Source organism: Capilliphycus salinus ALCB114379 (genome assembly GCF_047276495.1).
Taxonomy (GTDB): domain Bacteria; phylum Cyanobacteriota; class Cyanobacteriia; order Cyanobacteriales; family Microcoleaceae; genus Capilliphycus; species Capilliphycus salinus.
In genome coordinates this window covers 4,929,225-4,944,232 of the sequence record NZ_CP178543.1, presented here as the reverse complement: position 1 = coordinate 4,944,232, position 15,008 = coordinate 4,929,225, and the positions used below count along the sequence as shown (strand labels likewise).

The following is a 15,008-nucleotide window of genomic DNA, read 5'->3' as shown; positions in this document are numbered from 1 at the left end:
ACTTAAGCTGCATTTCCTGAAAAGAAAACAACTTTACCGCCATAAGCACGATTTAAGTTTTCTTCTTGGAGAACCTGTTGACGGCGACCCGCAGCAATCAGTTCTTTATTCAATAAAATGATTTCATCAAAATTGGTAATGGATTCTCCCAAATCGTGATTAATCACCAACACCATTTTACCGGAATTTGCCAAATCTCGAAAGATTTCAAAAATAATATTTTCGGTTTTTTGATCGATGCCAACAAAGGGTTCATCAAAACAGAAAATTTCCGCTTCTTGGGCGAGACTTCGTGCTAAAAATACACGCTGTTGTTGACCCCCCGATAATTGACCGATGGGACGATTTTTATAAGCACTCATTCCGACTCTTTCTAGCGCTTCCGACGCCTGACGACGACTCACCGTAGAAAAGCGACGAAACCATCCGGTTTTGCGAATTCTTCCCATCATTACCACATCCCAAACCGTCGCCGGATAAGTCCAATCAATTTGTGATCGCTGGGGAACATAAGCCACACGATGACGCTGTTGACTCAGGGGTTGACTTCCGTATAAAACCGGATCAGCCATCGCCGGAATTAATCCCAACATCGCCTTCATCAGTGTACTTTTTCCCGCACCATTCGGGCCAATAATTCCGGTTAGACGTCCGGGTTTGATCTCCACAGAAATATCCCGCAACGCCTCAACGCCCCGATATTGGACGCTGAGATGCTGAACGCTAATCCCCGGAATCCCCAGAGAGACGGATTCCAGTTGAGGAGAAGTAACGCTATCGTCAAAGAATCGTAGGGTGTCCATCGCTTGATTATTCCTCGCTACAGTCTCAAGAATACCACAAAATGAAAGAATTATGAAATAATCAATGAACAGATTATGAAAATCTATCGGAAGTGAGGTTAAACGTGAGTATTCATCAGGCTTTCAACTCTGTCTTAAGGTTGACGACAGCAGGAATTCTCTTGGGAACTCTATTAAGTAGTTGTACCCAAGATGTTGCAAATAATCCCGAGAATGATAAACCCCAGGTGGTTTCAACCAGTACGATTATTGCGGATTTAACTGAAACGGTTGGGGGCGATGAAATTGAACATCAAGGAATATTAGAACCCGGTGCCGATCCTCATGTTTATGAACCCGTTCCTCAAGATAGTATTGCCTTTGAAGAAGCGGATTTAATTTTTTATAATGGCTACAATTTAGAACCGGGATTAATTAAGTTAATGAATGCGGCGGGAGTGGACGCAAAAAAAGTGGCGGTTGGGGAAGTTGTTCCGCCTTTGGAGATGGAATATGAAGGACAAACCGAACCCGATCCGCACGTTTGGGGAAATGTAGAAAATGCGATAATAATGGTGAATACGATTCGAGATAGTTTAATCGAACTTTCTCCCGAAGATCGGGAAGTTTTTACCGAAAATGCGGCTAAACTAACCCAAGAATTGCAACAACTCGATACTTGGATCGAACAACAAATAGCAACGATTCCTGAAAATCAACGCAAATTAGTGACGACTCACGATGCTTTTGAATATTATGCGCGTGCTTATGGTTTGGAAGTAACGGGTACTTTAATTGGAATTAGTACCGAAGAACAACCCAGCGCCCAAACCGTTAGTCAGTTGGCGGATTCGATTCGCAATAGCAGAGTTCCCGCTATTTTTGCAGAAACCACAATTAACCCCAAATTAATCACAACCGTCGCCGAAGAAGCGGGGGTAAAATTAGCGCCAACTGAACTTTATTCTGATTCGATTGGTTCGCCGGGAAGTGAGGGCGATAGTTATGTTAAAATGTTGGTGTCAAATACCGAAACTATTGTTAATGCTTTGGGGGGACAAGTAACCGCTTTTGAACCTCAGTAGGTAGGCATAATTTTCACTAAATTTTCAAAAGTTTGTAGTTGGGCGACCGCCCTTGTCTAGTGCGCTAAAGCGCAACTACGAACTAACTGGTGGGTGATATCAATTTCCCCAGAATCCCAACAATTGAATTCAAGGTTGTCACCCACCCGACAATTCTTAACCGGACAATTTATGGATATAAACCCCGATCGCTTAACGCCTGCGCCACACGACCAACCCCCAAAGTATAAGCCGCCAAACGCATCGAAACGCCCCGTTTTTGTGAACGTTCGCTAACCCGATGATAGGCGTGTACCATCAATTTTTCCATTTCCCGGTTAACCCGTTTTTCATCCCAAAAAACATAGGATTGACCTTGCACCCATTCCAGATAACTAACAACCACACCCCCGGCATTTGCCAGAATATCCGGTAACACCATTACCCCTTTTGTTTCTAACATTTGGTCGGCGATTAATGTAATCGGCGCATTCGCCCCTTCAACCACAAATTTCGCTTGAATTTTATCGGCATTTTCTTCAGTAATTTGGTCTTCTAACGCCGCCGGAATTAACACTTCACAAGGTAAAGTCAACAGTTCCGCATTAGAAATCATTTCACCGCCCGAAAATCCGGCAATACTGTAATTATTTTCAACAACATACTGTTGAAGTGCGGGAATATCTAACCCCTGTTCGTTAAAAATACCGCCCGAAACATCGGAAACCGCCAAGATTTTCGCGCCCGCTTCATGCAACAATTGCGCCGCAGCCGCCCCAACTTTTCCGAAGCCTTGAATCACAATTTCAACGCCTTTTAAACTGCGATTTTGTTCCAGCAAAGCTTCGCGAACGGTAATCATTACGCCCCGTCCTGTGGCTAAATCTCGGCCTTTTGAACCGCCAATAGAGAGGGGTTTTCCCGTAACAACACCCGGAATTGCCCGACCCATATTCATCGAATAAGTATCCATCATCCAAGCCATTTCTCTCGATGAAGTGCCAATATCCGGGGCGGGAATATCCAACTCGGGGCCGATATCTTTAATTAATTCGCTCACGTAACGCCGGGTGATGCGTTCGAGTTCACCCACGCTATAATATTTAGGATCGATCGCAATACCCCCTTTTGCACCGCCGTAGGGAATTCCCAACAACGCACATTTCCACGTCATTAACATCGCCAGGGCGGATAATTCTTGCAAAGTAACCGCCGGATGGTAGCGGGTTCCGCCTTTGTAGGGGCCGAGAACGTCGCAATGTTGCACCCGATGTCCCGCCAACACCGTCACCTGGCCGTTATCGAGTTTAACGGGAATGGAAACCGTGACCACTTTCCGGGGTTGTTCGAGAATGACCAAGACATTTTGATCGATTTGCAGTTCGTCGGCGGCCTGTTGCAGATAGCTACAGGTGCGATCGAAAGGACAAATATAAGCGGGTGTCGGTGCCGCAGTTGCTTGCAGTGATGAAACCATGAGTTTTTAACCTCTTAGCGTGTCGTGAAGACTGAGAGGGAGAATTTTCAGGATTTCATAGAAAGTGGGAACAGGAGTGCAGCGTTTTTTCGCCTCCTGTACTTGTACTTATCTATTTTTCCTGGTAATTCCTTGATCCCTTGATGGATTTCCTCTATTCCTAGATTAACTCAGATTTTTGAATTTGGGGAAATTTTGTAAAATTTGTTACAGTTTTAGGTGTCAACCTGTAGCCCCCCTGCAAAAGGGACCGGGGGCAGAAGATCGCGATCACTGATCGGGTTGCCGCAATAACGATAAGATTGAACCAAAGAAAGATGCGCTTTTGTTCACGACCCCTCTGTTGACTATGTTAAGTTCACCTCTACTTTTTCCGGTTGACCGTTTAACAGATTCCAACATCCCCAGTTGTCCTTCTCCAAAGCCTGAGAAGCGATCGCTATTTCGGTGTTGACGGAGAAATTGAAGTTCAATAAACATTTTAACGAAACAGAATTTTATAAAGATAAAATAGGTTGTGCGTGATGAGTGAGGCTAAAATTCTTATTGTTGAAGATGAATTTTTGATTGCTCAGGGGTTAGCCCGTAAGCTAGAAAAGTTAGGCTATCAAGTGATCGATATTGTGGCTTCCGGCGCCGAAGCCATTCAACGAACCCGTGAGTTTGACCCGGATTTAATTTTAATGGATATTGTTATCGAAGGAGATCGCGATGGGATAGAAACAGCCGCTGAGATTTATGAATCTTATTTTGTTCCGGTGATTTATGTTACCGCTTATGCTGACGATCAAATTTTAAAACGCGCTCAGGTTACGGGGTCTTACGGTTATATTCTCAAACCTTTTAACGAACGAGAATTACACGCCACCATTCAAATTGCACTCAGCAAACATCGACAGGCGATTCAACTGCAAAAATCTTTAGAAAATGCTGAAAATAAATGTCAAGAAAAATCTCAACATCTTTCTCGGGCTTCCCATAATTTACGCAACCGCATGACTGTTATTCAGGCGATCGCCGGAATTTTACATGAATATGGAGAGCAGTTAACTTCTCAGAAAAGACAGAAACATCTCGACTTAATTCGCACTTCTATTCAAAATATGGATGAGATTCTTGAAGATGTTTTATTTTTAAATCGTTCGGAAACTGTTCAACATCCCTGTCGGCTACAACTTATCGATCTGATTGAATTTTGTCAAAACTTACTTGAAGAATATCAAGCGATCGCCACAGAAAAACATCGCATAAAATTAATTAATAATAGTAGTTATTATCGCGTTGATCTGGACCGGAAACTTTTGCATTATATTTTAACCAATTTACTCTCAAATGCGATCAAGTATTCTCCGAATGGCGGCCAAGTGATTTTAGAGATAAGCTGTAATTTGCAACAAGTTATATTTCGGGTTAAAGATGAAGGAATTGGCATTCCTCAGAACTATTTTAACAAACTATTTCAACAATTTGAACGGGCTTCTAATGTGGGTAATATTAAGGGAACCGGCCTGGGGCTTTCTATCGTTAAGCAAGCGGTTGATTTACATCACGGCGAAGTTTCTGTTGAGAGTGAATTGGGGAGAGGAACAACTTTTACCGTGAAATTACCGTTAACTTTATCCTCTGAACAAATAAAAGTAAAACCCGATAAAGTTTCTGGATGTTTAGAGAAAAGTTGAACACTATACCCCAAAAACCCTGTTTTTTTTAGAAACCCTGTTTTTAATTTCAAACTTGCAGGAGATAAAAAACATATCCATAATAAGCTGAATATTGACGATATAAATCGATTTCCAGTTGATGAAGTTCAATCACCGGCAATTTTTCCGCATCATCTTGATACTTTTGAGATAAACCGATCAATTTTTGTTCGAGAGGCGTGTAATAATCCTCCCACCAAGCCGACTCGGGAAGCACAAAATAGCCAACCGGACGATATCCAGCCCGTTCAATTATGGTAAAATTGGATTGGATATCCCGCATTTGAGGATATTCTTCCGCCCAGAATTGTTTTAATTCTTCGGGTGGATTAGAATTCATCCAAGAAATCTCGGTAACAGCTAAATAACCTTTATCTTTTAACAGCGGTTTCCAACAGCGAAGCGCATTTTCAAACCCAATACTATAAGCCGAACCTTCCGCCCAAATCAGATCAAAACTGTTTCGCTCAAATTCAAGTGCTGACATATCGGCGTTAACAATTTGAATCCGATTTTGAACACCCTTTTTTACCGCTTCTTCCTGTAATTGTTCGAGAAAAGGTTGATGATTATCAACGGCGATAATTTGACCGTTGGAAAGTTCAAGCAGATGGAAAGTTTGCATACCCGGCCCACAACCCAAGTCAAGAATTAGGGGTTGTTCGGGTAAATCAGTTAACGAGGAATAAGCCCTTTGTGTTGACTCAAAATTACCCGGCCCTTCGCGGGGTAAACCTTGATGAATCTCGAAGAAAATCTCTGTATTCATGTTAAAAAATACCTGATCTGATATCCGAGTGAAAAACCCGGTTTCTAATGGGTGTCTTTCGACACAAATCTTGAATTTTCCGGCAAGAAACCGGGTTTTTTATAAACTTAGCGGAAAATTTAGGCGGTAAGACGGGTGAAAAATCCGGTTTATCATGGGTGTTCTTCGGGACAAATGTTGAAGTTTCCGACAAGAAACCGGGTTTATTTATAAACATTGTATCAGAATTTCATCCGCTCAATTCTAACGGACAAACATGGGACTGTTGTTGCAGCCATTGTTGTCCGACTTGTTGTAACGCTTCGATCACAGGACGAAGTTCTTGGCCCTTTTCGGTAAGAGAATATTCAACTCTCGGGGGAATTTCGGGATATACAGTGCGTTTAACCAAACCGTATTGTTCGAGTTGTCGGAGTCGAATTGTTAGCGTTTTCGTACTAATTCCGGGTAACGCCTCGACCAGTTCGTAGGTTCGGCGACTCCCCTCAAACAGTTCTCTGAGAATCTGAAGCGACCATTTACTCCCGACCCGATCCAAAATAAATTCAATCGGAGAGGTGATCTCTAGACACTGAGGGACATTCAGCAGCAAAGGCGTGGAGTCGTCTGCTTTGAGCTTCATGGGACTATCCTCATAAACTTCATCTTTTTTAATAATAGCCGAAAAATCCTTATCCTCGCTATTTTTTTCGTTTTGTAACTGTGAGGAAGCTCTAAAGGATGATTGCAATTTCCAGAGAAAACAATAGGATAAAAGTAGAGTCAAGTCAAAACGATTAAGACTCAAGTCCCCCACAAGCCTTTCGTTAAAAACACGTAACATTCGGCAAAGAACCTTTGGGGATCAATCCTTTTTTATTTTAAAGACTTGTTTTAACAAGATTCAAAGGGGCGGCCAAGCCGTTCCGATTTTTAGCCAAACCCGCAAAAAACTCTACTGAAAGATAGAGGCTTTGCGGGAGACCTTCAATTTAACCTGGAGTGAATTTACTGATGTTAAAAACCATTACCCTACAAAATAGCCCCCTTGCCAAACAACAAGCGCTGGTGTTGTGGTTCGATCAAGTTGGAATGGCCGATGTCGGCTTGGTGGGCGGAAAAAACGCCTCTCTCGGCGAGATGATTCGCCAACTCACCCCCAAAGGCGTGAACGTTCCCCAAGGGTTCGCCATTAGCGCCTACGCCTATCGCTACTTTTTGAAATCGGCCGGTTTGGATGTAAAATTGCGCCAATTGTTGGCGGATTTAGATGTTGATGATCTGCAAAATTTACGAACTCGCGCCGAACAAGCCAGAAATTTATTAATTAATACTCGATTTCCGGTAGACTTAGAAAGTGCGATCGCCCAAGCTTATTTAAAATTATGTGATTTCTACGGAACAAAAGTAGATGTTGCGGTGCGATCGAGTGCCACTGCTGAAGATTTACCCGATGCCAGTTTTGCCGGACAGCAGGAAACTTATTTGAATATTCAAGGCTGTAAAGCTGTTATTGAAGCGACTCATAAATGTTTTGCTTCTGTATTTACTGATCGCGCGATTTCTTACCGAACAATTAAAGGATTTAATCATTTTGATGTGGCTTTGTCGGTGGGCGTTCAGAAGATGGTTCGTTCGGATTTGGCGTCTTCTGGGGTGATGTTTTCGATTGATACCGAAACCGGATTTAAAAATGCGGCTTTAATTACGGCCGCTTACGGTTTGGGTGAAAATGTGGTGCAAGGTGCCGTTAATCCCGATGAATATTTAGTGTTTAAACCGACATTAGACGAAGGCTTTATCCCGATTTTAGATAAACGTTTGGGAAGCAAAGCGATGAAAATGGTTTACGATGCTGAGGGAACAACAAAGAATATTAATGTTGATTCGGCGCAACAGAAACAATTTGCTTTAAACGATAGCGAAATTCTGCACTTGGCGAAGTGGGCGATATTAATTGAAGACCATTATTCGAGAGTGCGGGGATGTTACACGCCGATGGATATTGAATGGGCAAAAGATGGGATGACGGGGGAATTATATGTTGTTCAAGCCCGCCCCGAAACGGTACAGTCGCAAAAATCAACTCAGGTTCTTCAGCAATATAAACTGCAAGAAAAGGGTAAAATATTGGTAACGGGTCGCGCAGTTGGCGATCGCATTGGTCAGGGTAAAGTGCGGGTGATTCTTGATGTTAAAGATATCGATAAATTCCAAGCCGGCGATGTATTAGTGACCAATAAAACCGATCCGGACTGGGAACCGATTATGAAAAAAGCCGGGGCAATTGTTACCAATTCGGGCGGAAGAACCTGTCATGCGGCGATTATTGCGCGAGAATTAGGAATTCCGGCGATTGTCGGTTGTGGGGATGCGACGACGGTTTTAAAAACAGGTGAAACGGTGACTGTTTCCTGTGCGGAAGGAGAAGAAGGTCGGGTTTATGAGGGTTTAATTGCGTTTAAAGTGGAAGAAACGGTATTAGAAAATCTGCCCAAAACTCGCACTCAAATTTTAATGAATGTGGGCAATCCTCAAGAAGCGTTTCGTTTGGCGGCGATGCCTGCTGATGGCGTGGGATTGGCGCGTTTGGAGTTTATGATTGCCAATCACATTAAAATTCATCCTTTGGCGTTGATTCATTTTAATCAATTAACCGATGAAAAGGTCAAGCATCAAATTGAACAGTTAACCGCAGGATATCATCACAAACCCGATTATTTTGTCGATCAGTTGACGCATGGTATTAGTATGATTGCGGCCGCTTTTTATCCCCATCCCGTGATTGTGCGAACCAGCGATCTCAAGAGTAATGAATATGCCAATTTGTTGGGGGGTCGGGAGTTTGAACCGGGGGAAGAAAATCCGATGATTGGATGGCGGGGTGCGTCGCGTTATACTGACCCGAAATATCGAGAAGCCTTTGGGTTAGAATGTCAGGCGATTAAACGAGTTCGAGATGAAATGGGGTTGGCGAATGTGATTCCGATGATTCCATTTTGTCGCACTCCCGAGGAGGGAAAACAAGTGTTAGCAGAGATGGCAAAATATGGCTTAGTTCGGGGTGAAAATGGGTTACAAGTTTATGTGATGTGTGAATTACCGAGTAATGTTTTATTGGCTGATGAATTTTGTCAGGTGTTTGATGGATTTTCCATCGGGTCGAATGATTTGACGCAGTTGACATTAGGTTTAGATCGAGATTCCGCTTTGGTGGCGCATCTGTTTAACGAACGCAACCCTGCTGTCCGCCGCATGATTGAAATGGCAATTCAAACCGTTAAACGGCAGGGACGTAAAATCGGAATTTGTGGTCAGGCGCCGAGTGATTATCCGGACTTTGCTAAATTTTTGGTGAAATTGGGAATAGATTCGATCAGTTTGAATCCAGATTCAGTCGTGCCAATGATTCTTAATATTGCTGAAATGGAAGGATCGGCTTGATCGAATGATATAGTTTGGGTGGTGTAAGTCAAGTTCTAGAATTTGGGAGGAGTCCCAAGTTCTGGAAAAGCTGAGGCTGCGGAGGTTAGGGTATTACCGAAGCAGTCTTTTTTTTAGAAAATCTTTTGAGATCAATCGAATTATACACCAAAGATAGATGCAGGTTCTCAGGAATGGGGTAAGCCAAAGCAGTCGAATTGGGCGGAAAATGTTTAAATTTATCTTAAAAAATATTTTTGATAAGTCATCGACTCAACCCATCAGTTTCGCCTTCATCGCCGCTTCATCCCAATAGGATTGCAGTTTTTGAATTTTTCCCGCCTCATTCAAGTCAAAGATAGCAATTCCTTCGCTTGTCGCCGTGCGACCATTTCGAGCTACAACGTTCATTTTCCACTTGACGGCGGCTCCATTACCCGCAACAAAAATCTGTTCGGGTGCAATGTCTAGCTTTTCATAAAATTTCGATAAAATTTCAAAGAACTTGTCCGCATCTTGTTGGACATTTAGCGGGGGTTTTCCCACCGGGTCATAAACAACGGCATCTTCCGCAAAAGCTTCTCGCCAAGCCTGTGAATTTAAAGCGGCGACTTGGCGATAGTATTCGCTTAAAAGCTGTTCAATCTCAGTTTTTGTCATAACCAGATGCTCCGCGATGGATTGGCTACAATTATAAATGTTTTTTTGATTTTTTCCAAGCGATCGCCCTCAATAATCTCGTGAATTAACTTTTCTATATTTAATTGCTTTAATTGCATCGATAAAAAAATTGGTGTCCGAAAGGCGATCGGCAATGATAAAATAGAATAAACCCTTTTCCCTCTCAATTTTTCCATAGAGAACACCACCCCAAAAGCTGAATGAGTATCTTCACACTGCAATCGGTCAAAAAAGATTTTGGAATCAAGGAAATCCTCAGAGAAGCCAATCTCAGCCTTGATGCAACCGATAAAATTGGTTTAATTGGAACCAATGGATCGGGAAAGTCAACCTTATTAAAAATAATTGCCGGGTTAGAACCCGTTGATAGCGGTCAAATTTTAGTCAATTCCAAAGTCAAAATCGTTTATTTACCCCAAGATCCCGAGTTAGACGACCACAGCACCGTTATCGAACAAGTCTTTGCCAAAAGTGGCGAACAAATGAAGCTAATTCGCGAGTATGAAGAACTCTCGACGCAAATTGCCAAACATCCAGAAAATAGCGAGTTAATCACCCGTTTATCAACCGTAACTCAAGCCATAGATGCGGCGAATGCTTGGGAAATGGAAACGCAAGCCAAAATAATTTTAACTCAACTGGGAATCGAAGATTTTGAGGTCATAGTCGGAAGTTTGTCAGGAGGATATCGCAAACGAATTGCTCTAGCTTCCGCGTTACTTTCCAACCCCGATGTGTTGTTAATGGACGAACCCACCAACCATTTAGATGCTGACTTAGTGGAGTGGTTGCAAGGCTATTTAAACAGTTACAGAGGCGCCTTACTGTTAATTACCCACGACCGCTATTTTTTAGACAAAGTAACGAATCGAATTATTGAATTAGACAGAGGAGATTTATACACCTACACCGGAAACTATTCTTATTTCTTAGAAAAGAAAGCCGAATCCGAAGAAATTGCAGTCAGTCAACAACGCAAACATCAAGGCGTTTTACGGCGAGAATTGGAATGGTTAAAACGGGGAGCAAAAGCCAGAAGTACCAAACAAAAAGCTCGAATTCAACGCATCGAAGGAATGCAGGAAACTGAATTCAAGCAAGCCCAGGGGAAAGTCGAAATCTCTACCCCAGGTCGTCGGATTGGCAAAAAAGTTATTGAGTTAAAAAACATTTCCAAGACTTATAGCGACAAGCCGATTATTAAAGATTTCACCTATACCTTTGAACCGGATGATCGGGTGGGAATTATTGGCAAAAATGGGGTCGGAAAATCTACTTTGTTAGATTTAATTACGGGTCGAATTCAACCGGATTCGGGAATTGTTGATATAGGTTCAACCATTCACATTGGTTATTTCGATCAACATTCAGAAGCTTTAACCCAAGCGTTAAACGAAGAACAGCGGGTAATTGACTACCTCAAAGAAGTCGCCGAATATGTCAAAACAGCCGATGGTACGCAAATTACCGCCTCTCAAATGTTGGAACGATTTCTGTTTCCCCCCAGTCAACAATATGCACCCATTCATAAACTTTCGGGCGGTGAAAAACGGCGATTATTTTTATTGCGGGTGTTGATGAGTGCGCCGAACGTGTTAATATTAGACGAACCCACAAACGATTTAGACGTACAAACTTTATCCGTTTTAGAGGAATATTTAGAAGACTTTAACGGCTGTGTTATCGTTGTTTCCCACGACCGCTACTTTTTAGATCGAACCGTTGACATGATTTTCGCCTTTGAATCTCCGGGAAATTTACGTCAATATCCGGGGAATTATTCGGTTTATTTAGAATACAAAGCCAGAGAAGAAGCCGAAGCCGCCAGTCAAGCGACAAAAGTTGAACAAAAGAGACCCGAACCCCAACAAGTTGAAAAATCTCAACGCTATTCTTGGGATAAAGACGGAAACCGCAAACTGTCTTCTAAAGAAAAAAAGGAGTATCAGACGTTAGAAAAGAAAATTGCCAAATTAGAAGCCGAAAAAGAAAAGTTAGAAGCGGAATTGTACAGCGCACCTCCGGGAAAAGTTAGCCAAGTGCAAGAACTTCATCAAAAAGTTGAACAGTTAACCCTAGAAATTGATGAAGCCACCGAACGTTGGTTAGAATTGGCGGAAATTGATTCTTAATCACTGTAGCGGAACGCATTCCTAATATCATCTCCGACTCATCAATAATGATTCTGTAGGGGCGGGTTCTAAAAGATCTTTACTACTACTCCGAGATTGAGGTAAACCCGCCCCACACCATCACAGAAAAATGAATCAACCGGACATAATATAATATTTTCTAGCCCTAAAAAGCCGGTTGAACAGAGAAACCGGGTTTTGATATGAAACCTCAGATTCTACTGCCAATTCCCCACCAAAACAAACGGCGCCCAATAAAAAGGATGGCGAGTTCTATCATTATTTAAAAGATTAAGTTGAGCCGTTCGTAAAGCTTGGGCTTTATTCGATTTTTGTTGGGGGTTTGCCAACTCCCGATAGAAATCAACCATCAAGTTCGCCGTACTTTGATCTTCAACAGTCCATAACGTTGCTAAGGTGCTACGCGCTCCCGCTCTCACCGCAATTCCCGCCAATCCCAACGCCGCTCGATCATCCCCTTTTACCGTTTCACAAGCGCTCAAAACTAACAATTCAATCGGAGTATTTTCGTCGGGTTTTCGTAAGAGTTGGTCGAACGTTCTGACATCTATTCTATCATTATAAGTCAAAATAAATGTTTCTTCAGCATTAGAACCAAATTGACCGTGAGTCGCCAAATGAACCACCGGAAACGGCACCTGATTAATTAAAGTTTGTAGATTTTCTCGGGTAAATTCTTCGTTCTGACGTTTTTCGTGATTGGGAATCGTTTCCGCAATTTGAGTTAATTCTTCATCAACCGCAGGAAGTTGTCCGAAATCTCCAAACGTTGGCGCATCGCTGGCACCCGCTAATAATGCTCTTAAGTCTTCCTGAGTTAACGGTTGTGGGTTTAACAATTGCAAACCCGGAGTGAGCGCCAGGGCGTATTTTTGAACGAGAAATTCATTCCCATCATACAAGGTTCCCATCGGAATATTTCGTAAACTTCCATCCAAAACAAAGACTAAAGTATCAATACCGCTATTCTTTAAATCGACTTCAGCCGGACGAATAATCCAGTCATAAACCCGTCGGGTTAAAGTTAAAATTTCGGGTGTGGGTGCGGTTGTGCCATCCGTCGGAGGTTGGAGTAATTCCCCTTGTAATTGTCGAACAGTTTGGTTGATTTCTTCTCGGTTAACTTGGGTTGTATAAAGTTTAAATGTTGGCTCCGGTTCCGTCGGAAAACTGACAATAATTTCCAAGCGATTCGGTAAAATAATCGGGTAAATGACCGCAGCAGTTTGGGCGACTTCATCAATAATGGTCGGGTTGGCATCCACACAAGCATCTCGAAAGAAATTATTTAATTCTGCCAACTGCAAAGATTCAATCACTTGACGAACTTCTTTAATTTGTACTTGTAAGTTTTGGGTATCTCCCGCAATTTGAAAGCCGTTGGCTTCTTGTAACTGCAAATCTACCAATTCTCGATAGACAGGTTCGACACTTTCACGAAAAGAAAACTGTACTTCGGGGTTAATTGCTACTAAATCACTGCGTAAAGATTGCAAGGTATCAAAGGCTTTGGTATAGGCAGCAATCGCACTTTTTCTATCCCCCTGTTGTTTGCGAATTCGTCCCAATTGCCAAGATAATTGATAAGCAATATCCGGTGAATTGTACGTCGGAGCAATACTCAGCGCTTGTTGGGTGAATTCTTCTGCAATTTTCCATTGTTTCGTTTGTTCGTAGAGTCTTCCAAAGGTTCCAAAGGCATAGGCTTGAGCTTTAATATCCCCCAAATCTTCGGCTTGAGTAACGGCATTTTCTAAGATTGAAATAATTTTTTCCATCTTCAGATTTTCCGGGGAAATTGCGGATTTTAGGGCTAATAAACTCTTAGCAAAATTAATTTGAGCATAGATTCCAGTTCGGGTTGGGGGTAGAGTTTGTAAGGGTTCGTAGAGTAACGGCCATAATTGTTCTGCTTTTGACCATTGTTCGCTATCAATTAATAAACTCAGTAGGTTTAGTTGGGCTTGAATTTGAGTCAGTAAAACCGGAGAAACTTCTGTAGATTGTTGATACAAATTTTCGGCTTTTTGTAAATCTTCTAAATAAGCTTGGCGCTTGGTTTGTTTGACTCGTTCTGAGTCTCCATCTTTAAAAGAAAGGCGGCGTTCACGTTCGGCGATGGCTCGTTCTGTATTGCCTAAATTTAAGTAAATTGTAGCGATGGCTTCTGTATTTCCTTGTTGTTGAGCCATTTGTAAACTGCTTTCTAAAAGGGTTCGAGACTGTTCAATTTGACCGACAACCCGGAGCAAATTCCCCAAACTTCTCAATCCTTCTAACTTCCAGGGTTCATCGGATTTTTCTAATAACAAACTTACGGTAGAATCCGATAAATTACAACCCTGTTCAACGGGCTGTTCGACCTCAAAAACTTGTAATAACGTTTGACAGACTTTCGGATATAAACCCAAATCTTGAAACGCTTGAGCTTGATTTAATTGATTTTGAATGAGTCGGGTTTTATCTCCCATCTCTTGATAAATTTTCGCCGCTTCTACCCAACTATCAATTGCATTTTGGATATTTCCGGTTTCCCACTGTAACCGTCCTTTAATATCGAGACTTTGAGCGTATACTTTTAACGTTTCTCGGGATTTTTTGGTCGATTCTAGCAAACTTAAACTCTCGGTGATTGCCGCTTCTGCCTCCGGAAACCGATTTAATTTTTGATAGGTTAAGGCTAAATTACTTAACGCCATTGATTGATTATTTTTATCGCCTTGTTGAGCAAAACTCGCCGCCGCCTCTTGCCAAAACTGCACCGCTTTTTCAAACGCTCCCGCTTGATAAAATGCTTGAGCCTGTTGAGTTAATTGTAAGCCGTTTTGCCGAGTTTGAACGAGAGGAATTCCCGGCGACACCGCCCGAGCGAGAACCGGTTGCACCGCCATTGAAACCAGAAATAAAATCGCCATTCCCATTGGAAAGTATTGCTTTAACTTTCTTTGGAAATTTTGAATGATTGGGTTGAATTTAAACC

Annotated in this window: 11 protein-coding genes; 4 read left to right on the top strand and 7 right to left on the bottom strand. The window is 42.3% G+C overall.

All coding sequences use genetic code 11. The features are described from left to right. Positions 1-2: 2 nt before the first annotated feature. Complete coding sequence (locus ACL6C3_RS19975; RefSeq protein ID WP_413160793.1) at positions 3-803, bottom strand: metal ABC transporter ATP-binding protein; 801 nt, start codon at positions 801-803, stop codon at positions 3-5. 104 nt (positions 804-907) lie between these two features. Between ACL6C3_RS19975 and ACL6C3_RS19970 the strand changes: the two genes are divergently transcribed. Beyond that, a complete protein-coding gene (locus ACL6C3_RS19970) occupies positions 908-1,867 on the top strand; it encodes a metal ABC transporter substrate-binding protein (RefSeq protein WP_413160792.1) in 960 nt (319 codons plus the stop codon). Between the two features lie 169 nt (positions 1,868-2,036). Here ACL6C3_RS19970 and ACL6C3_RS19965 read toward each other — a convergent pair whose 3' ends face one another. Together ACL6C3_RS19965 and ACL6C3_RS19960 are read right to left on the bottom strand one after the other, a co-directional pair. Beyond that, entirely contained in the window at positions 2,037-3,323 is a 1,287-nt protein-coding gene (locus ACL6C3_RS19965) for a Glu/Leu/Phe/Val family dehydrogenase (RefSeq protein WP_413160791.1), read from the bottom strand. 347 nt (positions 3,324-3,670) lie between these two features. Next, positions 3,671-3,796 (bottom strand): hypothetical protein, encoded by a 126-nt coding sequence (locus ACL6C3_RS19960; protein ID WP_413160790.1) that lies wholly within the window; start codon positions 3,794-3,796, stop codon positions 3,671-3,673. A 51-nt stretch (positions 3,797-3,847) separates the two neighbouring features. On the opposite strand from ACL6C3_RS19960, the gene ACL6C3_RS19955 reads away from it, so the two are divergent. Next, positions 3,848-5,002 carry an ATP-binding protein gene (locus tag ACL6C3_RS19955; RefSeq protein ID WP_413160789.1) on the top strand — a complete coding sequence of 385 codons (1,155 nt, stop codon included), beginning with the start codon at positions 3,848-3,850 and terminating at the stop codon, positions 5,000-5,002. A 49-nt stretch (positions 5,003-5,051) separates the two neighbouring features. Here ACL6C3_RS19955 and ACL6C3_RS19950 read toward each other — a convergent pair whose 3' ends face one another. Both ACL6C3_RS19950 and ACL6C3_RS19945 read right to left on the bottom strand, forming a co-directional pair. After that, positions 5,052-5,792 (bottom strand): class I SAM-dependent methyltransferase, encoded by a 741-nt coding sequence (locus ACL6C3_RS19950; RefSeq protein WP_413160788.1) that lies wholly within the window; start codon positions 5,790-5,792, stop codon positions 5,052-5,054. Positions 5,793-6,021: 229 nt separating this feature from the next. Further along, on the bottom strand, positions 6,022-6,414 hold the full coding sequence (locus ACL6C3_RS19945; RefSeq protein WP_413160787.1) for a winged helix-turn-helix transcriptional regulator: 393 nt from the start codon (positions 6,412-6,414) through the stop codon (positions 6,022-6,024). Positions 6,415-6,785: 371 nt separating this feature from the next. On the opposite strand from ACL6C3_RS19945, the gene ppsA reads away from it, so the two are divergent. Then, the gene (gene ppsA, locus ACL6C3_RS19940; protein ID WP_413160786.1) at positions 6,786-9,215 is read left to right on the top strand and encodes a phosphoenolpyruvate synthase; all 2,430 of its coding nucleotides are present in this window, start codon (positions 6,786-6,788) and stop codon (positions 9,213-9,215) included. A 252-nt stretch (positions 9,216-9,467) separates the two neighbouring features. On the opposite strand, the gene ACL6C3_RS19935 is transcribed toward ppsA, so the two are convergent. After that, on the bottom strand, positions 9,468-9,854 hold the full coding sequence (locus ACL6C3_RS19935) for a nuclear transport factor 2 family protein (protein ID WP_413160785.1): 387 nt from the start codon (positions 9,852-9,854) through the stop codon (positions 9,468-9,470). Positions 9,855-10,075: 221 nt separating this feature from the next. On the opposite strand from ACL6C3_RS19935, the gene ACL6C3_RS19930 reads away from it, so the two are divergent. Then, positions 10,076-12,007 carry an ATP-binding cassette domain-containing protein gene (locus ACL6C3_RS19930; RefSeq protein WP_413160784.1) on the top strand — a complete coding sequence of 644 codons (1,932 nt, stop codon included), beginning with the start codon at positions 10,076-10,078 and terminating at the stop codon, positions 12,005-12,007. 218 nt (positions 12,008-12,225) lie between these two features. Here ACL6C3_RS19930 and ACL6C3_RS19925 read toward each other — a convergent pair whose 3' ends face one another. Further along, complete coding sequence (locus ACL6C3_RS19925; RefSeq protein WP_413160783.1) at positions 12,226-14,949, bottom strand: CHAT domain-containing protein; 2,724 nt, start codon at positions 14,947-14,949, stop codon at positions 12,226-12,228. Positions 14,950-15,008 lie beyond the last annotated feature (59 nt).

Bases quoted from the DNA above. Each gene is read 5' to 3' on its own strand.
- ACL6C3_RS19975 (WP_413160793.1), bottom strand. From the start codon at position 803: ATGGACACCCTACGATTCTTTGACGATAGCGTTACTTCTCCTCAACTG.
- ACL6C3_RS19965 (WP_413160791.1), bottom strand. From the start codon at position 3,323: ATGGTTTCATCACTGCAAGCAACTGCGGCACCGACACCCGCTTATATT.
- ACL6C3_RS19925 (WP_413160783.1), bottom strand. From the start codon at position 14,949: ATGGGAATGGCGATTTTATTTCTGGTTTCAATGGCGGTGCAACCGGTT.
- ACL6C3_RS19945 (WP_413160787.1), bottom strand. From the start codon at position 6,414: ATGAAGCTCAAAGCAGACGACTCCACGCCTTTGCTGCTGAATGTCCCT.
- ppsA (WP_413160786.1), top strand. From the start codon at position 6,786: ATGTTAAAAACCATTACCCTACAAAATAGCCCCCTTGCCAAACAACAA.
- ACL6C3_RS19955 (WP_413160789.1), top strand. From the start codon at position 3,848: ATGAGTGAGGCTAAAATTCTTATTGTTGAAGATGAATTTTTGATTGCT.
- ACL6C3_RS19930 (WP_413160784.1), top strand. From the start codon at position 10,076: ATGAGTATCTTCACACTGCAATCGGTCAAAAAAGATTTTGGAATCAAG.
- ACL6C3_RS19950 (WP_413160788.1), bottom strand. From the start codon at position 5,792: ATGAATACAGAGATTTTCTTCGAGATTCATCAAGGTTTACCCCGCGAA.
- ACL6C3_RS19935 (WP_413160785.1), bottom strand. From the start codon at position 9,854: ATGACAAAAACTGAGATTGAACAGCTTTTAAGCGAATACTATCGCCAA.